Source organism: Corynebacterium amycolatum, from assembly GCF_016889425.1.
Lineage (GTDB): Bacteria > Actinomycetota > Actinomycetes > Mycobacteriales > Mycobacteriaceae > Corynebacterium > Corynebacterium amycolatum.
The window spans coordinates 216,840-236,532 of sequence record NZ_CP069513.1 but is presented as its reverse complement, the minus strand read 5'-3'; the positions used below and the strand labels follow the sequence as shown (position 1 = coordinate 236,532).

Here is a 19,693-nt window from a genome sequence, read left to right as displayed (position 1 = left end):
ATTAAGCGTCACGAATGAACATCCATAAAGATTCCCATGCAACGCCTCGTAGAAATACATGAAGCAGAGCGCTGGCTGGGGGAGCGATGCCCTCGTAGGTGGCGGGATTCGGCTAGCCGGTGGTTCCCTTCTAAGTCAGAGTAGACTCAACCAGCGTGATGAGTTTTCGACGCCGCCGCAAAGTAGTTCCTGCCCGCACCGAGGGAGAATTGGATGCGATGCAAGCGGCCGGCGAGATTGTCGGTCGTGCATTGCTGGCTTGCAGAAACGCTGCTAAGCCGGGGGTGACCACGGCAGATCTCAATGAGATCGCGCACCAGGTCATTATCGATGCTGGCGCAACGCCGTCCTTCCTTGGCTATGAAGGTTTTCCGGCGTCTGTCTGCGCATCTGTGAATGAAGTTGTTGTCCACGGCATTCCGTCAAGCTCTACGGTTCTCGCCGATGGTGATTTAGTCTCAATTGACTGTGGCGCAATCCTGGATGGCTGGCACGGTGATTCGGCACTTACGTTCGGCGTCGGAAAGCTGAGTGAAGATGTCGAAAAACTGAACATTGCGACATCAGAGGTCCTCACCGAAGGTATTAAGGCCATGGTTCCGGGCGCTCGCCTCACCGATATTTCGTATGCGCTTGAAATGGCCACCCGTGAGGCTGAACTGCGCCACGATATTGAGCTCGGCATCGTAGATGGATATGGCGGGCACGGCATTGGGCGGGAGATGCACATGGACCCCTTCCTGCCCAACGAGGGCAAAGCTGGAAAGGGCCCCCGCATCGTCGAAGGCTCCGTATTGGCCATTGAGCCGATGCTCATTCTCGGCGGCGAGTGGGGTAGTGATGAGCTTGACGACGGCTGGACGGTCGTCAGCGCGGATAGAATGCCGGCCTCCCATTGGGAGCATACAGTTGCCGCCACGGCGGACGGCCCCCGTATTTTGACTCCTCGATACGAATAACTAGTGCGTGAGGGCCAAGCGAAAGGTCAGAATGTTGCCATAAAGGCTGCGATGAATTCTGAACGGGTGGAGCGAACCAGCCTGCCGTCGCTTGCAACCGGTCCCATAATGGTCGTATTTGGTAAAAACGCAGGTCGCGTGTAAAGTTGGGCGATGGTGTGGGCGCAGTGTCGCTGCAGTGATGATTATCCCTGCACGGAACTGCTAAAACACCAGGCAGAGTAGAGATTTCCCAACTGGTGCCGGGATTGTCCCGGGTATCCGCCAGAGAGACGTGGAGGACATGGCTAAAAAGGAAGGCGCAATTGAGGTTGAGGGTCGCGTCGTCGAGCCCTTGCCGAACGCGATGTTCCGAGTGGAGCTGGACAACGGGCACAAGGTGCTCGCCCATATCAGTGGCAAGATGCGCCAGCACTACATCCGTATTCTCCCGGAAGACCGAGTCGTAGTGGAGCTCTCTCCCTACGATCTCGAGCGTGGGCGAATCGTCTACCGCTACAAGTAAATCGACCTGACCACTGTTGGTAGTGGTTATGGGCTTATTTACTAACTAGACAGAAACTCCACCGTCCTAGCTGCTTCTGGTGACGGCCGCGTGATGTTGAGGCCTGGCGTCTCAGCAGATTGGCGCGGCGGTTCTTTATGAAAGCTTTTCCACAGAAGTAAGCGAGACTACCTCCGGCAACGGTGGCTGGAGCCTTTCTATAACACCTGCGCGACTCGGCGTCCGACCGACTAAGCCGGGCCTGGGAAGGGTGGCAGTGGAGTAAACCACCGCATCAACCGGAAGGAAATTGCCGTATGGCACGCCTTGCTGGAGTTGACCTGCCACGCAACAAGCGTATGGAGGTCGCTCTTACCTACATTTATGGCATCGGCCCTGCCCGTGCCAATGAGCTGCTGGAGAAGACTGGCATCTCTCCGGACCTGCGTACCGATGCTCTCACTGATGAGCAGGTCGCCGCGCTGCGTGACGTGATTGAGGCCACCTGGAAGGTCGAGGGTGACCTCCGCCGTCAGGTTCAGGCTGATATCCGCCGCAAGATTGAGATTGGTTCCTACCAGGGTCTGCGCCACCGTCGTGGCCTGCCGGTCCGTGGTCAGCGCACCAAGACCAACGCTCGTACGCGTAAGGGTCCGAAGAAGACGATCGCCGGAAAGAAGAAGTAAAACATGGCAGCTCCGAAGTCCGCACGCGGCCGTCGTACCGGCCGTCGCGTTGTAAAGAAGAACGTGGCTCAGGGCCACGCATACATCAAGTCCACCTTCAACAACACCATCGTGTCCATCACGGACCCGAAGGGCGCTGTTATCTCGTGGGCCTCCTCGGGTCACGTCGGTTTCAAGGGCTCCCGTAAGTCCACTCCGTTCGCTGCCCAGATGGCTGCCGAGAACGCTGCTCGTAAGGCCATGGAGCACGGTATGAAGAAGGTTGACGTTTTCGTTAAGGGTCCGGGTTCGGGCCGCGAAACCGCCATCCGTTCCCTCCAGGCTGCTGGCCTTGAGGTGTCCTCGATCTCGGATGTGACCCCTCAGCCGCACAACGGCTGCCGTCCGCCGAAGCGTCGTCGCGTCTAGGAATAGGGTAAGGAGAGAACAGAAATGGCCCGTTATACCGGTCCCGCAACCCGTAAGTCCCGTCGTCTCCGCGTCGACCTCGTCGGTGGCGACATGAACTTCGAGCGTCGTCCCTACCCTCCGGGGCAGGCTGGTCGCGCTCGTATCAAGGAGTCGGAGTACCTGCTCCAGCTCCAGGAGAAGCAGAAGGCACGTTTCACCTACGGCGTGATGGAGAAGCAGTTCCGTCGCTACTACGCCGAGGCTCACCGTCGTCCGGGCAAGACTGGCGATAACCTCGTCGTCCTGCTGGAGTCGCGTCTCGACAACGTTGTCTACCGCGCTGGTCTGGCTCGTACTCGTCGCCAGGCTCGTCAGCTGGTTTCCCACGGCCACTTCACCGTTAACGGTAAGAAGATCAACGTGCCGTCCTTCCAGGTAAGCCAGTACGACATCATCGACGTGCGCCCGAAGTCGCAGAAGATGATGTGGTTCGAAGAGGCACAGGAGAACCTGGTCGACGCTGTCGTCCCGGCATGGCTTCAGGTTGTTCCTGAGTCCCTGCGCATCCTCGTGCACCAGACCCCGGAACGCGCACAGATCGACATTCCGCTTCAGGAACAGCTGATCGTCGAGTTCTACTCGAAGTAATAACTAACTTCGCTTGCATCCATTCATTCCCTATGGCGTCATATAGCGGTCGCCACCTGGAGGATTTTCGAAAATGCTCATTTCCCAGCGCCCAACGCTGACTGAGGACTACATTGATTCCTCTCGCTCCCGGTTCGTTATCGAACCGCTGGAGCCGGGTTTCGGTTACACCCTCGGTAACTCTCTTCGTCGTACGTTGCTGTCGTCCATTCCGGGCGCTGCAGTCACCAGCATCCGCATCGACGGTGTGCTGCACGAGTTCACCACTATCCCGGGCGTGAAGGAAGATGTCTCCGACATCATCCTGAACATCAAGGGTCTGGTGCTCTCGAGCGAGTTCGACGAGCCGGCTACCGTTTACCTGCGTCGCGAAGGTGCAGGCGCGGTGACCGCTGCAGACATTGAGTGCCCAGCAGGTGTGGAGATTCATAACCCGGATCACCACATCGCTACTCTCAACGAATCCGGTCGCTTGGATATTGAGATGATCGTTGAACGTGGTCGTGGCTACGTGCCGGCGACCCCGAACTCCGGTGGCGAAATTGGCCGCATTCCGATGGACCAGATTTACTCGCCAGTTCTGAAGGTCAGCTACAAGGTGGAGGCTACTCGTGTTGAGCAGCGCACCGACTTTGACAAGCTGATCATCGATGTCGAGACCAAGAACTCGATCACCGCCCGCGACGCAATGGCGTCGGCAGGCAAGACTCTGGTTGAGCTGTTCGGTCTGGCACGCGAGCTGAACGAGGCTGCTGAGGGCATCGAGATTGGCCCGAGCCCGCGCGAGGCTGAGGATGTCGCTGCGTACCAGACTCCGATTGAGGATCTGGACTTCTCTATGCGCTCCTACAACTGCCTAAAGCGTGAGGAGATCCACACTGTCGGTGAGCTCGCTGCTCGTACCGAGTCGGATCTGCTGGATATCCGCAACTTCGGTGACAAGTCCATCAATGAGGTCAAGGAAAAGCTCGCTGAGCTTGGCCTGGCTCTGAAGGATTCCCCGAACAACTTCGACCCGGCTGCTGTCGCTGATTTGGACGCTGCCTCGGGCGATGACGCTGACTGGACTGATGGCGCAAGCGCTGGCTACGACGAGTAGTTCACCGACGCGACTTCATTAAAACGAGGAGATACCTATGCCTACCCCTAAGCAGGGTTCCCGTCTCGGCGGCTCCGCTTCGCACCAGAAGAAGATTCTGGCCAATCTCGCGAAGCAGCTCATCGAGCACGGCAAGATTAAGACCACCGACACCAAGGCCAAGCTGCTGCGTCCGTACGTTGAGAAGCTGATTACCAAGGCAAAGCGCGGCACTCTCGCAGATCGCCGCAACGTTGCAAAGCTGCTCAACGACAACTACGCAGTTAAGAAGCTGTTCGACGAGATCGGTCCGCAGTTCGCTGATCGCGACGGCGGCTACACCCGCATCATTAAGCTGGGTAACCGCAAGGGCGACAACGCCCCGATTTCTCTGATCGCTCTGGTTGAGGAAGAGACCGCAACTGCTGAGGCAACTCGCGCAACTCGCGCCGCTGCTTCCAAGCAGGCTGAAGAGGCAAAGGCCGAAGAGGCCGAGGCTGAGGCTGCTGAAGCTGAGGCTGCAGAGGAGGAGTAAATCCCCTCGCCGACGGCTTTTGGCCGTCACAGCTTTGAACCCCCGTCGAGTAGTTCATATCTGAACTCTCTACCGGGGGTTCTTTGTGCTTGACGACGGCGCACAGCGCCCGACCCCAGTTCTGTCTCCGGTTACACCGAAGATTACGTACCAACATTGGGAGCTGTACGGAGGCCCTTCGGTGGAAACTGGTGATTTTCTAATCCGGGGTCGCGGCTACAATCTGTTAACCGTGACATCACTTACGCCAACGACTCCGGATACCCCGTGCGATTCTCCCGATCGTGCCGCTACGGGGAGTACCGCCTCCGACCTGGTTCGGTTGCGTTTTGACATTGCCTATGATGGGACAGATTTCCACGGTTGGGCTGCTCAGCGCGATAAGCCTACGGGAGAACCGGTGCGGACTGTGCAGGCGACGTTGGAATCCACTCTGGAGAAGGTGTTGCGCACTCCAGTGCAACTGACTGTGGCCGGTCGTACAGATGCCGGCGTTCATGCCTCCGGTCAGGTGGCTCACGCAGATGTTCCTGTCTTTTGTTTAGACACACGTTCTATCGCAGGGGACCCGGGTAATTTGGTTCGTCGTGTAGCGCGACTATTGCCCGCGGACGTGACGCTTCGGGGCGCCTCGTTTGCGCCCCCGGGTTTCGATGCCCGCTTTTCCGCGTTACGTCGGCATTATGTCTATCGTGTCACTAGTTGCGTCAGTGGCCCGCTTCCTACCCGTGCTCGCGATACGGCCCACTGGCGACGGTCAGTGGATATCGACCGTATGCAGGTGGCAGCTGATGCTCTACTGGGGCTCAATGACTTCGCCGCTTTTTGTCGACACAAGCCACATGCCACAACCACTAGAGATTTACAGCGGTTCCAGTGGTTCGACGTATCTACGCGGGAAGAACCGGAGCTGTACGAGGCCCATGTGACTGCCGACGCGTTCTGCTGGTCTATGGTGCGCTCACTGGTAGGGGCCTGCCTTAGCGTCGGTGAAGGGCGGCGTGAGGTTGGATTCACTGAACAGTTGTTGAGCGAAGAGAAGCGTTCCCCGTTGGTCCCGGTGGCAGAGGCGCGTGGGCTCAGCCTGGTAGGTGTTGATTACCCCGCCGATGCTGATCTGGCGGCCAGGGCGGAGCAGACCCGTGAGCGTCGTGATGCCCGGACAGATGTGGACGAGGCTTAAATGTACAAGCTCTCGGTAAAATTCCCTGAAGAAAGTGACCGTAGGAGGAGTGTTCGGTAGTGGTGTGGGCAATTGTTAGCTTGGTTGCGCTGCTCGTAATCCCCGGCGCTGTTGTAGTGCGAGCCAGCGGCGTTCGTACACCGTGGGCGCTGGCCCTCGGTCCTGCGGTGACGTTTGGTATCGCAGGCACCGCAGGGTGGGTGCTCGGCGCTATCGATGTGCGCTTCACCTTGGTCAGTGCGTCTATCTGCTGCGCCGTGACATTACTTCTCGCGCTGTGCTGGCGTGGCGGCAGCGCTTTGATTCGGCGACGGCGCGGTAGTGTCGATCGCTCGGTGTCGGCCGAGGCGCAGCCGCTCGCCGCAAGTCGATGGCGCGAGTTGGGCTATGGGCTAATCGCAAGTATCGGGGTCATCATCGCAGCGGCGGTTCTCACGTGGACCGCTATCGGCCGCATCGCTTCAATGTCCGAGGGGATGGCGACCATCCAGCAAGGCTGGGATACACTCTGGCATGCAAGTGTGCTCCGTTCGATTACGGAAGATGGCATGGCCTCGGCCACTAGGATGGGCGAGATCCAGAATGTGGAAACTCAGGCGGTGTCCTACTATCCCGCCGCATGGCATGCGTTCGGTGCGCTTTGGGTACTGATTGTCCGTCTACCAATCACCGAGGCGGTCAATTACCTCGGCATTATCATTCCGGCCGTGACCATACCCACGGCTGCTGCGGCGCTGACCTGGCGAATTATTGATCGCCAAAAGCTGTCCACCGCCGTTGCCGCGGGGGTTGCGGCGCTTGTTTCCGCCGCGCTTCCGGTATTGATGCCCGTCGGGGTCTTCGTGGGGGCTTGGCCGTACCAGGTCTCGATTGCGCTAGCGATTACCGTTTTTGCCTTTGCTACGTCGCTCCCACACGCACCTCAGCGCAACTTGAGCGCCGCTCTTGCAATAATCGGTATCGGAGAGCTCCATCCGGCATCGGTGCCTACAGTTGTTATGCTCGGTGCAATCTGGTGGTTGTGCTACCGCCTGCCGCGTCCCGCGCATCCTGAACTGGGTGCGGTTCGCGCCAAGCTTTACGACGTCGCGGTGATTGCAGCCGCCTTTGTGCCAGCAGTGGCAGTTCTACTGCCGCAGTGGCTTACGGGAACTTCTCAGACCGAGGATGTGCGCGCGGTTAGCGCTGAAGTAGACGACCTCGATCGTTTCGATGCGTGGTATCGAGGCGCCACAATGCTGACTCGCCACACTGAGGAATTCCGGCCGTTCTGGCCAATTATTATCCTCGGTTTCATCGGGATGGCGGTTTTGGTTTTCGCAGGTACTTCGCGCCGACGGGTGTGGGTAGTACCGGCCTGGTTTGTTTCGGTGTTGATGACGACCCACGCGCTCAATCATTTTGGTGGTGTGCCGGGCGATATTCTCGCGCTGTACACGGAGCTTCACTATTCCACGCCTCACCGGTTGGTGATGGTCACCGCGTATCTGTATTCCGCGTTTGCGGGTATCGCCGTGGCGTGGGGCTGCGCGTGGGCGGCTCGAATTAGTGAGTCAAAGGTGCCATCGACGGGGTGGGTTCTGGGGTTGAGCTTAGCGACGGTGAGCTCTGCTGTACTCGTCGTCTATGGAGTGGCGTCTAATGCTAGCGCTGCAGATTTCGCCTACAAGAGCCCTCGAGAATGGCAAATCATTTCCAATGCTGACCTGAAGGCATTTGATTGGTTGGCCGAGCAGCCGGAGGCACATAAGTACCGCACGTTTACGAATCCGCCGGAGGGGTCCAGCTGGATGTACGCTCGCAATGATCTGCCGGTAGTGTTCCCGCACTATGACTGGCCAGTTGCGAATAAGTGGACTGCCACCTCAATGCTGTATTGGCACGCTGATTACCTCGGTTTTCCAGACCCCGATCGGCCGGATGGGGTGAACGATGTCGACCGCTCAGCCCGAAAGCTGAACGTGGGATTCATCTATTTGTCACCCCCGGGTATTTGGGATTCCAAGGAGGATTTAGAGTTTCCTGGTGAAGGGCTCTGGGTAGCTCCAGGGGTAACCCCTGTTTATCGAGATAGGGAAGTAACCATCTTCGCTTTCAATGATGTGATCACGCCAGAACGCATCGACGAGATGCGAGCTAGTTCTCCGGAAGTAATTCCTCCCTCGGCTACTAGGGGATGGAGCGATGGTCGGGTAGGTTAGGACACCATGCGGATGAATAAATTTATGGCAACGATCGCAGCCGGTGTGATGATGACTTTCGCGCTGGCCGGATGTGGAGACGACGAGCCGGCTAAGCCGGAAGTCTCGAATCGCTCCGTCAGTTCTTCCGCAAAGACTAAATCCTCGACTCCGCCGAAACCGACTGAGGAGTCGACGAAATCGACAGAATCAGAGACGCCGACGGAGACTCCTGCAATCACCCAGGTCAATGATGCGGATTACACTCCGGCGGACGGCCCAAATACTCGGCTCTTTCAGTTGGAGGATGGCACGACACGTTGTTTCCTCAACGATTTGAGCGGTGACGCCTACTTGGCCTGTCAGGTGAATCTTGCCAATCCTCCGATGGTCGATGACGGCACGGGGAACGAGGTTCCCGCCAATGCTGTGTCCTGGAATCCGGGAGGAGTTACTTACGAGGTCCTTACTTTCCCGCCGGCGGGTGAGATGAAGACGCTGCCAGCGAATTCTCAGTTGAGCGCATTCGGATACAGCTGCGCGGCCTATGGCCCGTCGACTCTGGAGTGCTCGGGACCAGCGGGCGCTGCCACTATCGACAATGGCAATGTCACCGGTGCACAGATGCCGAAGGAGGATGTGCCTCCTGCAGCAGGCGGTCAGCCGGGTGGCCAAGAAAATGGTGCTCCGAATGACCCAGCGCAGCAGGGTGAGCCTGACGGCTCCCCGGCGCCGGGCGGTCTGCCAGATTTGGGCGCGTTGATTCCGGGACTGAACCGCTAGTTGCCCGCATAGCCAGTGGCTGCAGTTCATCGGTAGTGCGGGAGGTAGATAGCGTCCAGGTGAATTCGCCCATCACCAGTCGAGGGCATGAAGCTGGCATTTCCGATGCTGCTGCCGTGGGCGAACCTGCACGACTGACCTCGATGATTCTCGCGATTCCCGTACGCAGGTCGGGCTCATACTCTTCGACGACAACCACATCGACGGTGTCGTCTCCAGCTCGCGCGAGAAGTACTGCGCCCAGATCAAGAGCCACAGTAAAGAAATGTGGACGGGACGTGCGAATTCCTACTCGATAGCCGAGCGAGAGCATTCCGATGAGCAACTCACAAATGTCCTGATTTCCGCAGTCGACCTCCAATCGGGGAAGGTTCGCGGGACACATTGTGATGGTTTGTCCACTGCTCCCGACCCCTATGACCTGCGCTGGACCATTAGTGATAGCGACGTCACGTTGTCGGCTTAACCACAGGTGCGGTTTGCGCCCCAACGCCGCCACATGATGAGAGCGTCCAGTGCGGCGCAGCTGTACTACCTCCGCAGAGCTCTCAGTCAGAGCACACTCCTGTGCCGTTAATCGCCGTGCGCGAATGCCAAGGGTCCCCAGCCTGTGGATGAGGAAGCGTAGGGCTTTGTCAGTGGAGGCTTCCACCGGAAGAGTTGCCACCAGATGTGTCCAGGGCTCAGGGGTTGTGCCGGAGCGTTCGGCCGCTCGGAAGTAGCGGTGCGCATGCTCTCCGCGGATTTCCGGCGCAATGTGATAAAAACACAGCGCATCCAGGGTCACTGGGCTGTCGTCGGCAAGCGAGACGATATCCGCAGCGCTTAGCTGGCTACGCAGACCTGGTGTGAGACGTAGTCCGATGAACTGTCCTGGTTCGGTGCGTCGCAGCCGGTCGCGAAGGCTGCGTCCGCGCACAGGGACATGCGCGCCTGCAGTGATGATTATTGCTGTAATGAGCAGCCACAATGACAATGGCATGTGAAAATCCCCCCCCAATATGTTCCCCACTAAAATTCCCCTGGTCGCACAGTAGCGCGGCCTGGCTTACTCTGCAGGGTAGAGATTATTTGGGGGAATAGTTTTGGGGGAAACTCATGCCACGTACACCGACCACGCCTAGCCAGGTCAGCGGTCATCGATTCTTGATTCGTCGGATTGAGCATGCGCTTGTGCGTGCGGATTCGCGAATGCTGCACGACCCTCTGCGCACGCGAACCCGAGCACTGTTTATCGGCTGTGCGCTGGTGGTTTTACTGGCCGCCGGTACTGCGGTGCTGTCGTTGGTGCGACCGCAGGGCGGTTCTAGCTCCAATGAGCAGCTGATTGTCGTGTCAGGGTCGGAGGGCCTACATGTACGTGTCAATGGTCGATTGCATCCAGTCGCGAATCTCGCATCGGCGCGGTTAATTTTGGGCAATCCTGCTGAGCCGAAACGGGTGCGCAGTAGCGAGTTGGACAAAGAGGACATCAGTTTTGCTGTCGGGATTGAGGGCGCACCAGCAGTTCCGGCCACGCCGGCAGGCTCTGGGGCCTCGGGAGCTGCCAAGACGGGCAGCGTAGGTGCGCCGGAGCTGGCACTGTCTTTATGCGAGCGGACGGTGCAAGACCTCGGGCAACCGTGGATTGTTGCAGAGTCACTTGCGCGTCTTGAGGAAGTACGTGGGGAACCGCAGCAGCTTACCCGGACCCACTCGGACAGTGCCGTTGTTGCCGATGGCCAAAACCACTGGCTGATTACGCAGGGCTACCGCTCACGGTTGGATGTCAACCACCCGGAGCACGCCGCTGTTTCTCGAGCGCTGGGTTTGGAGCGCGCCGCAGTCCGGCCTGTTAGCCCTGCGTTGCTCAGAGCGATTCCGGAGGTTCCGATTCTGGCCGCGCCAGCAATTCCAAACCGCGGCGCACCCACACACTTCGCCGCCCCATTCGACACAGTCGGCAATGTGGTCGAGGTCGGGCAGCGGCGCGTTATCGTGCTTGACGACGGTGCCGCGATTCTCTCCCCGGTGCTAGGAGAGCTATTAGCTGCACATAGCCCAGTTCTGCAGGCCAGTGAAGGGCAGCTGGCGGCAGTACCCGTTGCGAATGCACCAGCAGTCCCGGGACTACCTGAAAAGCCGTTGACGTTTGCCGATGCTGATGGCTGGTTGTGTGCCGGCCGGATAGCAGGACGGCTGCAAGCTCTCGTGCAGTGGTCGCAGCATGCTCCGGAGGGGCGGCACGTGGATTACCCGCATGCTGACGGGGCGGGTGTGGCCGTCGACGGTTTCGTGGATGGCCGCAGTCGTGAGCGCAGCTCGATCGCAGTAAGCGTAAATGGGGCTGTACACGTCATTTCGCCAGAGGGAATGCGCTTTGCTGTGCACGATCGCACGACGTTGGCTGCTCTCGGGTTTAATGCATCATCCAACGCCGACAGCGGTGGTACGCGGCCAGTGGACTGGGAAGTTCTGGCCGCGTTGCGTGGAGGCCCTGAGCTGAGTAAGCAGGCGGCGCTAGGGCCGCTGTCCGGGACGCGAGAGCAGCCAGGCACCTAGGCCCAGCACGCATATCAGGAGCAGCCCAGTCGCCCGGAGCGGTGCATTGCGCTCCTGCGAAGAAAGCAGATCCGGTGGAGCCGGCGCGGCAGCGGGATTGGCGGCGTGCTGCGCGGCGGTGTCCGCAGTGGTCCAAATCAGAGCGTCATACGGTGCAATGATGCCGCGGCCAAGGCCAAGCCCGGAACTAATTGGGCTCGCGGAATTAAGGATGATGTCGCGAACCTGTGCTGGGGAAAGCTCTGGGTTTCGTGCCAGCAGCAGGGCAGCCGTTCCCGACACGGCTGGCGTGGCAAAACTGGTGCCGGCGATTTGCTGAGCTCGGGTGTTATCCCCGGACCCGAACACGTGGCGGTCTATGAGGCCGGTAGGGGTGCGCGGATCGGGACCGAGTACGGGACCGCCGGGAGCGGAGACATTGACCCATTGTCCCGTGATTGCATACTCCGCGGGTTGTGCTTGGCCAGCATCGTCGAACTGTACTGCTGATACTGCGATTACCTCCGGCAGGACTGCGGGCCACGCTACGGATCCGGCCTGACAACTATCGCCCTTATTTCCTGCCGCTGCGACCACTACTGCGCCTGAGACTTCCGCACGTGCGACGCTCTCGGCAACATCCGTTGCACCTTGGGGCATTACACCTGCCGGGGCACACGATGTGAGCGAAATATTGATAACCCTCGCGCCCTCCGCGACGGCCCTGTCGATAGCTTGTGCCAGCGACTCCAAATTGCCTTCGCCATCGGCCGTTTGTCTTATCGACAACACGTGCGCGTCGGGCGCCAGTCCCGCAAAACCATCGGCACCGGGCCGGCCTGCAATAATGCCGGCTACTAGAGTTCCGTGACCGTCGCAGTCTACGAACCCGCTGTCGCCGTCGACAAAATCGCCACCGTCGAGAACCTCGCCCAGGCGCTCATTGGGTGAGACCCCGGTATCGATCACCGCCACCGTAATCCCCGCACCCGTCGTCAGTTGCCATGCTTGGCGAAACCGAAGAGTTTTTTCGATCACTGTCGGTTCACGCAGTGCGCTTTCCGACGACAGCATCGTGGCCACGCAGTCCTGGCTGTTCTGGGCAGCCGCTATTGGTGCGATGCCCGACGGTGCTACTGCGGTGGCCGCCGTCAACGTGGAGATAAGCACCGTGGAAAGTGCGGTCGTGGCGGTGAGACGGGGTTTTATGGCATTCATGAAAAGTGGGTTTTTCACTGGAAGAACCCACTTACGAACTCAGGGAATTCGGCAATGATGGCCGCAATGGGCAGAATGACGGCGATGCTGCAGGCCTCGGTTAGCTCAGCTATGCGGCGCGTTGTAGGTGAGATGCGTGACGCTGGAAATGCGGCTAAGGCGGTGGCTGCAAGCATTGGGACGACAAGGCCAGCGGAAACTGGCCAATTGCCTTCGAACCACTGTTGAAAGGCGACAGCCACAATGACGGCAAGACCAGCTAAAGCAGTGCAGGTGGAAGCTACTTTCCGGGCTTGGCCACGGGAGTGAATTGCACAAAAGACTATGACAGCAGCAGCCATGCCCAGAGGCCACCACCTGTTCGCATAGGCTCCGGAGAAAAGTACCACCAGGGTGAAAATGCTGAGACTTCCGGTGCCACTGCAGAGGATGCCGTCGAGAATCCAACCCGCTCGCTTAGGTGCGTTGTGGGATATTTCGGGAGTTTCGCTGTCATCGAAGCTCTCTCCGGCGGCAGGGACTTTGGGTACGCGAATACCGGCAGCCTTGATAGCCAGGGAAGGTGCCAGCAGTATCAGGATGACTGCACTAGCAGCGGTGAGTGCTCCTGATTGAACCGAGTTCTGGAAAAGTGCGACAGCCGCAGCGTAAATACCGAAGGTAACTGCAGCGCTGAGACTCGCGGCGCCCAGGGTAACAGTGATGCGGTTGTCGCCGTCGTCGGTGTTGGAAATGAGAAAAACCAAACCGGTGACGGCAAGCGCGACGCTAATCGCAGCAGTCGGCGGCCAGTCGGTGAGTATGCGGTGTAGGTCGAGGCCGACGAAGCAGAGCCCCGAAGCGGTGCCCAGAATGAGCACTTGCAGCTCCAGGGACATGACAATCGCCGGTTTTGCGCTACGCAACAGAGCCAGGCGCAGTCCACCGGCTACTGCCAGCAGTGCGATGAAGCTGATTGCCGCGGCCAGTGTGGAATCGGTACTGCTCAAGCTCAGTGAGGCAGCTGCAATTGAAGCTGTGGCTACGAGGGCGGCGGTACAGCCAACAACTAAATCAGCCGTACCGATACCGTCGGTATAGGTGGTGTCGGTAATAGCATCGGCGGCATCGAAGAGCCGAGGTTTGGGCACGGGCCCTGGGTCGTTGATAACAACCAGGCGTTCGCCTGGCGCAATACCGGCATCGTTCAGGGTGTCGTCGGCAAGCAATATCGTGCCGGCGGCGGTCCGTAGCTGCCACTGTGCCAGCGGGAAGTCCGCAATGTCGATATCGAAAATTTGCAGGATATCCGGTACGAGTGCGGCGATTGCGACGTTGGTCGGTAATGCAAGGTCTGCGTGTGCTCGGTTGGCGTCTTCGGGCATGTGTGCGGCATCAATGCGCACGCGAATGAGTTCCCCCAGCATGTATTTCCCCCATGAATTCTGCATGCTTTAGTCCCTCTAGAGTGGCGTACAACTCGTTAGAGCGCTACTCGGGGTAGTAACTGCGCGTGCCCCCGCTAACAGTCTCGGCCATGCGCTGCGAGAATCCGGAGTGTGTTTTAAGCTATGTGCACACCGATTGGTCGGGGGATTGGCCGTCGAGTGAACACAAGGGGCGACACATAGCGGGGGGATTTTTGTGACTAGTGCACGGGCGGGGATTTCGGCTACCCGAAAAGCGGGGCCGCAGCCTATGACGGGCACAATCGCGCCGGATGCGCCACCGGAAGCGCCGGAGCCACAGCCGGTGCCGCTGATGCGTGCACTCATGCCGTTGATCATGGTCGTGGCGGTGGTTGGCATGGTGGTGTTGATGTTTGTCTCTGGGATGGGACGTAACCCGATGTCGTTTATGTTTCCGCTGATGATGGTGTTTTCCACTGTGGGCATGATGGTGTCGGGAGGGGCGGGAAATAAGGACATGGCACCGGCGCGGAAGGACTATCAGAGGCATTTGTCCAGTATTCGCCGGGCGGTGGCGAAAGCAGCGAGGATGCAGCGTGAATCGGCGCAGTTTATCCACCCTCGGCCTGGAACTCTGTGGCAGCTGGGGGCGATGGGGCGGGCGTGCGAGCGCCGAAAGGGGGACCCGGATTTCTTGCAGCTGCGCATCGGGGTGGCAACGCAGCAGCCCGCAACGCTTGTGACACCGCCGGCAATTCCGGCGCCCGAGAAACTGGATCCGGTTTCCGCCGTAGCACTGCGGGAAGTTATTCGATCGGCTCGTCAGGTTGAGGGAGTGCCCTTTGCCATAGATGTGTCGGCCTTTGAGATTATCGCCCTCACTGGAGATACCGCGGCGCAGGGGCTGGCTCGAGCGATGGTCGCCCAAGCCGCTGCGCTGCATCATCCGGAGGATTGCCTGATTGCAGTTGTGGGAGATGGGTGGGAATGGCTGAAATGGACACCACACCACGGGCACCCCGCAGTTACTGATGCCTGTGGCTCAGCGCGGTTGCGGGCAGCGACGTGTGCGCAGCTGACGGAGCTGCTCACGGCTATCGACACACTGCCAGCTGCAGTGCTGATTGTGCTGGCGGATTCGAGCGGACAGCTCGATGTCACTGAACTGACACCGATTTTTGACGAGGCGGGGTCGGAGACCTCGGTAGTTCTGCTGACCGTCGTGGAGGCGCAGTCAATGTTGTGGGAGGCCGCGGTTAACCATGGCATCGCGCTGGCCGTTTCCACCACTACTGTGCATGCGGAAACCGCGTCCGGAAGGGAGGAGATTGGTGTACCTGATCAGCTGAGTCCAGCAGAAGCGGAGGTTCTTGGGCGGAGCTTGGCGCGTTTTGAAGTGCCAACAAGCGCAGATGATTCTGTTAAGACCTCGGAAGATCCGGTTATGGAGGAGCTCGGGTTGTATCCGCCTCCGACAACTCTGCGCTACCGACCGCGCTCTGGCAGTGCTCGTCTGCGTATTCCCGTTGGGGCTGATGACGGCGGCGCGCCGGTCTATCTGGATTTTAAGGAGAGCGCCGAGGGCGGCATGGGCCCACACGGTCTGTGCGTTGGTGCCACAGGATCGGGTAAGTCGGAATTCCTCCGAACGACCGTGGTAGGGCTCGCAGCCACGCACAGTCCGGATCAGTTGAACTTTGTGCTGGTGGACTTCAAAGGCGGTGCGACGTTTCTGGGACTGGATCAATTGCCTCATGTCTCGGCGGTGATTACCAACTTGGAGCAGGAGCTTATCCTGGTCAACCGCATGGAAGACGCACTGCGCGGTGAGATGACGCGGCGCCAAGAGCAGCTACGCGCTGCGGGGAATTTCGCCGGTGTCAGCGACTATGAACAGGCCCGGCGCTCTGGGCAGATAGATGCGCCACCTATGCCCGCGTTGCTGATTGTGGTGGATGAGTTTTCGGAGCTGCTCTCCGCACGCCCGGAGTTTGCCGAGCTCTTCGTTGCGATTGGTCGGTTGGGGCGCAGTTTGCACATGCATTTGCTGCTGGCCAGTCAGCGTCTGGAGGAAGGCCGCTTGCGCGGGCTGGAAAGCCATCTTTCCTATCGCATTGGGTTGAAGACCTTTTCCGTCGCGGAGTCCCGCAGCGTGTTGGGTGTTCCGGACGCCTATCATCTGCCGGCCATCCCGGGCATTGGGTATATCAAATCTGCTGCCGCCGAGCCGGTGCGTTTTCGGTCGGCGTATGTTTCCGGCCCGGTGGTCCGCCCGCAGCCTGTTGACGGTGCGGCGGCTGGGGCAGAGCAGGGGCTGCAGGGGCAGGTCGCCACTGTCGCTGAATTTACCGCTGAAAATTGGACGCGGGAGGCTTTCGGTGCGTCGTCAAGCGATGGTGGAATGGTGGATCCGCCTGTGCAGACATCGGAGCAGACGGTGCTCGGTGCCGTGGTGGCAGCGGTATCGCACGTACCGACACGTGCGCATCGCGTGTGGCTGCCACCATTACCGGAGGCCATCGAGTTCCAGCCCGACGAGCAGCTGCCGCGACAGCGATTGACCGGTGTGATTGGACTGGTGGACAAGCCGCTGTTTCAGCGCCAAGACCCACTGCGTATTGACCTGCGCACAACCGGCGGGCACGTGGCAATCGTCGGAGCTCCGCGGTCAGGAAAGACCACTGCTGCACGCACAGCGGTCCTCGCGCTTGCCGACGGCATCAGCGCCCGTGACCTGCATTTTTATATCGTTGATTGTGGTGCGGGCGGCTTGAGCGACCTGGCTGAGTTGCCGCATGTCGCGTCGGTTGCACACCGCGGAGACGAGGAGCTTATTCGCCGTACGCTTGGTTTTTTGCGTCGTGAGGTAAGTCGTCGGGAACAGCTCTTTCGCGCTAATGGATGGCTCTCGTCGGAAGCAGCACGGGCGGCAGGGCAGCCAGATTCGGTGTTGGTCATTGACGGCTGGGGTGCGTTCAAAACGGAGCTTCCGGCGCTGAGTGACGATGTGCAGGCGCTGGTTGCAGATGGATTGGCGGTGGGAATTCATGTCCTGCTGACAGCCCATCGGTGGACGGACATGAGACCTGCCGTTCGCGACCTGATTGGTACTCGGATTGAGCTGCGTCAGGCGGAGTCGATGGATTCAATGATTGATCGTAAGGCAGCGGAGCTGGTGCCGGAGAGCCCAGGACGTGGGGTCGCGCCGGGCGGCTTTTCGATGTTGGTAGCTCTCACCGGTGCTGCGGACACCAAGCGGATTGTAGAGACGGTGCCACACGGTGAGCAGGCGCCCAAGCTCCAGTTGTTGCCGCGGCGGATTGATATTGCGCGTTTGCCGCGACCAGCGGCCGCGACGAGAGGTGCGATTGCAGTGGGTCTCGAAGAAGCCGGTCTGGGCGCGGTGATATTCCACCCCGAAAAGGATCGCCACCTACTGATATTCGGTTCGGCGGGCAGTGGCAGAACCGCCGCGCTGAGGGGCATCGTTCACCAGCTGCGGTACTCGCAGTCGGACTCGAAATTCGTCGTGATTGACTACCGTCGTGGGCTAATGGAGGCCGTGCCCCAAGAGCGGCTGGCCGGCTATGCAGGCTCGGCTGCGGTGGCGACGCCCATGCTGGCGGAGCTGGCAGAGGTACTGAAGGCTCGTCTCCCGCAACCGGATATCACTCCAGCGCAGTTGAAGGCCCGAAATTGGTGGAGTGGTCCAACCATCAATGTCATCGTGGATGACTATGACCTCGTGGCTGGCTCACGGGGTAACCCCTTGCAGCCGCTGGCAGAAGTCATCGCTCACGCCGCCGACATTGGGCTCAATATCTTTTTCGCCCGTCGAATCAGCGGGGCGTTGCGTTCCCTCCACGACCCGGTCATGGGTGCGGTTAAGGATCAGGGCGCCAGCGTCTTTGTTATGGATGGCACACGCGACGACGGCCCCATCCTCGGCGTAAAGCCCTGCGAACAGCCGCCGGGTCGTGGCTATTGGGTGGCGCACGGCCAGAGTCCGCAGGTTGTGCAGTTGGGTTTGTTGGATACTGCTGGTGACCAGGAGGACAGTTGATGATTCGGGTCGATTCTCCTGACACCACGCAGACCCCGACGCTGCGCCACGGTACCTGGCATCTGTGGGGACTCGCGGCACCTGCAGACACCACAGAACTGGCTGTGCATGGCCCTAGACCGCTTCTCGAGAGCATGCAAACAGTCATTGTGCCCAGCTATTGGGGTGCTGTGCGACAGTGCCGGCTGGCCTCCGCGCTATTGGCTGCCGAACTCAATCCGTACATTCTGACGCTTGCCGACGCCGTTGTGGAACTCGATGAGGCAACTGTGTCTCATAGCGTGTTGGTGGAAGTAGAGGAAACGCGTGTCTGTGTCACTCGTCTAAGCGGTGGGCACATTGACAGTCGGATGACACATTTGGTCGGAGCGAACGACAGCGCACCGCTGGTGGAAACAGTTATTGCGCTGGCTTATCAGCTGACCATGTATCCGGATGTACCCCAGGGGATACCTGATGATGTGGAAGTTAGCGGTGGGCGCGGTATTACCGAGTATCCGCCTCGCTGGCAGGAGGATATTGAGTTCATCGTCGGCGAAGTTCCACCTGGGCTAGCGAACCCGCGGCGAGCTCTACTAGTCGATCGTCTGCGCGACCGTGGGTTTTTGGTCTTTGACTGTCCAGCCTCGCGGCTCGGGGAGTGCGTAAATCCGGCCTGGTTGAAAAGCATCGGCGACGCTGAAGCCGGTGAAGTGGAGCAATTGGAGGATCTCGCGGGGAGGCATCCTGCAGCCAGGGGAGAAGCCAGCGCAGTGTCGAATCAAAGCACAGTTGTGTCAGTAGCTGCCGTTGGTTTGTTGACGGTGGTGGTGCTGATTGTTGGGATTGCTGCATGGCTCATTAGTGGCGGCATAGGCAGGGAGAACGAGGGGAGGCAGAAGCAGCGTGAGACATCGCACGCACAGGCTCCTCCTGTAACTACGCCACCTGTAACTACGCCTCCACCCACATCGAAACCGGTTCCCGATTCTGCTCCAGTAGTCATGCTGGCCAATGCAGGCGTGGAAGCTCGATTTCCCGGCGGGTGGGAGCTTGATTCGGCAAGTCCGTTCGACCGTCTGATTGCGGTGGATGGCGGAGATATGCGCGTATTGGTGCTCGCTAATCCGCTTTCGCAGGACATGGCGCTTGAACATCTAGCAGCAGCTTTGAGTAGCTCCGTTGCCGGGGATGAGACAAAGTCCGCGCCGGAACGCAGGCAAGTACTGGGCACCGATGTCGTAGTCCTAGAAGAGCGGCTGCCGTCAGGTAATTCGATAGTGCTCTGGCATCACAAAGTGATGGACGGAACTCAAGTCAGTGTGGGGTGCCAGTTCAGAGGAAGGACTATTGCGCCGGTACGGCCCGTATGCGACCAGGCAGTAGTAAGCGCTCGGCCGGTGCCGTAATACGCAAGGGGCGTAGAGAAGGTGACTGGGGCTGGGTGGGGGTAGGTAGGGGTAAAGGTCGGAAAACCAAAATGGAACCGAATCGGGGTTTTTCGCGCCAAACAATATGACGGGTTTTTTAACGCGGGAAGCTGGCTGGCTCGCGCGGGGAGGTAAAAATGCCGTCGTTAATCAGTCACTCAACACGAAA

Annotated in this window: 15 protein-coding genes; 12 read left to right on the top strand and 3 right to left on the bottom strand. The window is 59.4% G+C overall.

Annotated features, from left to right (window positions below; genetic code table 11):
• Positions 1-158: 158 nt before the first annotated feature.
• The 9 genes from map (at position 159) to I6J19_RS01005 (ending at position 8,164) form a co-directional block, all read left to right on the top strand.
• The gene (gene map, locus I6J19_RS01045; protein WP_038627674.1) at positions 159-959 is read left to right on the top strand and encodes a type I methionyl aminopeptidase; all 801 of its coding nucleotides are present in this window, start codon (positions 159-161) and stop codon (positions 957-959) included.
• A 283-nt stretch (positions 960-1,242) separates the two neighbouring features.
• On the top strand, positions 1,243-1,464 hold the full coding sequence (gene infA / locus I6J19_RS01040; RefSeq protein WP_016422077.1) for a translation initiation factor IF-1: 222 nt from the start codon (positions 1,243-1,245) through the stop codon (positions 1,462-1,464).
• A 296-nt stretch (positions 1,465-1,760) separates the two neighbouring features.
• On the top strand, positions 1,761-2,129 hold the full coding sequence (gene rpsM, locus I6J19_RS01035; protein ID WP_005509836.1) for a 30S ribosomal protein S13: 369 nt from the start codon (positions 1,761-1,763) through the stop codon (positions 2,127-2,129).
• 3 nt (positions 2,130-2,132) lie between these two features.
• Positions 2,133-2,537, top strand: coding sequence for a 30S ribosomal protein S11 (gene rpsK, locus I6J19_RS01030; protein ID WP_016422078.1), 405 nt, complete (start codon positions 2,133-2,135; stop codon positions 2,535-2,537).
• 24 nt (positions 2,538-2,561) lie between these two features.
• Positions 2,562-3,167, top strand: a complete 606-nt coding sequence (rpsD, locus tag I6J19_RS01025) for a 30S ribosomal protein S4 (RefSeq protein WP_038627676.1) — start codon at positions 2,562-2,564, stop codon at positions 3,165-3,167.
• 73 nt (positions 3,168-3,240) lie between these two features.
• Entirely contained in the window at positions 3,241-4,266 is a 1,026-nt protein-coding gene (locus tag I6J19_RS01020; RefSeq protein WP_038627678.1) for a DNA-directed RNA polymerase subunit alpha, read from the top strand.
• A gap of 37 nt (positions 4,267-4,303) precedes the next feature.
• Positions 4,304-4,780 (top strand): 50S ribosomal protein L17, encoded by a 477-nt coding sequence (gene rplQ, locus I6J19_RS01015; RefSeq protein WP_038627680.1) that lies wholly within the window; start codon positions 4,304-4,306, stop codon positions 4,778-4,780.
• Between the two features lie 313 nt (positions 4,781-5,093).
• Complete coding sequence (locus tag I6J19_RS01010; protein ID WP_038629364.1) at positions 5,094-5,963, top strand: tRNA pseudouridine synthase A; 870 nt, start codon at positions 5,094-5,096, stop codon at positions 5,961-5,963.
• 59 nt (positions 5,964-6,022) lie between these two features.
• Positions 6,023-8,164, top strand: coding sequence for a DUF6541 family protein (locus I6J19_RS01005; RefSeq protein ID WP_052155576.1), 2,142 nt, complete (start codon positions 6,023-6,025; stop codon positions 8,162-8,164).
• A 589-nt stretch (positions 8,165-8,753) separates the two neighbouring features.
• Here the strand turns inward: I6J19_RS01005 and I6J19_RS01000 are convergent.
• Positions 8,754-9,908, bottom strand: coding sequence for a hypothetical protein (locus I6J19_RS01000; protein ID WP_081914002.1), 1,155 nt, complete (start codon positions 9,906-9,908; stop codon positions 8,754-8,756).
• 116 nt (positions 9,909-10,024) lie between these two features.
• Here I6J19_RS01000 and eccB point away from each other — a divergent pair, with 116 nt between their 5' ends.
• Entirely contained in the window at positions 10,025-11,467 is a 1,443-nt protein-coding gene (gene eccB, locus I6J19_RS00995) for a type VII secretion protein EccB (protein WP_038627684.1), read from the top strand.
• Here eccB and mycP read toward each other — a convergent pair.
• Together mycP and eccD are read right to left on the bottom strand one after the other, a co-directional pair.
• A complete protein-coding gene (gene mycP, locus I6J19_RS00990; RefSeq protein ID WP_222867126.1) occupies positions 11,426-12,664 on the bottom strand; it encodes a type VII secretion-associated serine protease mycosin in 1,239 nt (412 codons plus the stop codon). The genes eccB and mycP overlap by 42 nt on opposite strands.
• A gap of 14 nt (positions 12,665-12,678) precedes the next feature.
• Complete coding sequence (eccD, locus tag I6J19_RS00985) at positions 12,679-14,094, bottom strand: type VII secretion integral membrane protein EccD (protein ID WP_235191230.1); 1,416 nt, start codon at positions 14,092-14,094, stop codon at positions 12,679-12,681.
• Between the two features lie 247 nt (positions 14,095-14,341).
• Here eccD and eccCa point away from each other — a divergent pair, with 247 nt between their 5' ends.
• A complete protein-coding gene (gene eccCa, locus I6J19_RS00980) occupies positions 14,342-18,115 on the top strand; it encodes a type VII secretion protein EccCa (protein ID WP_052155577.1) in 3,774 nt (1,257 codons plus the stop codon).
• Positions 18,115-19,503, top strand: a complete 1,389-nt coding sequence (locus I6J19_RS00975) for a type VII secretion-associated protein (RefSeq protein WP_049180787.1) — start codon at positions 18,115-18,117, stop codon at positions 19,501-19,503. The genes eccCa and I6J19_RS00975 overlap by 1 nt, the downstream gene beginning before the upstream one ends.
• The last annotated feature ends 190 nt before the right edge of the window (positions 19,504-19,693 follow it).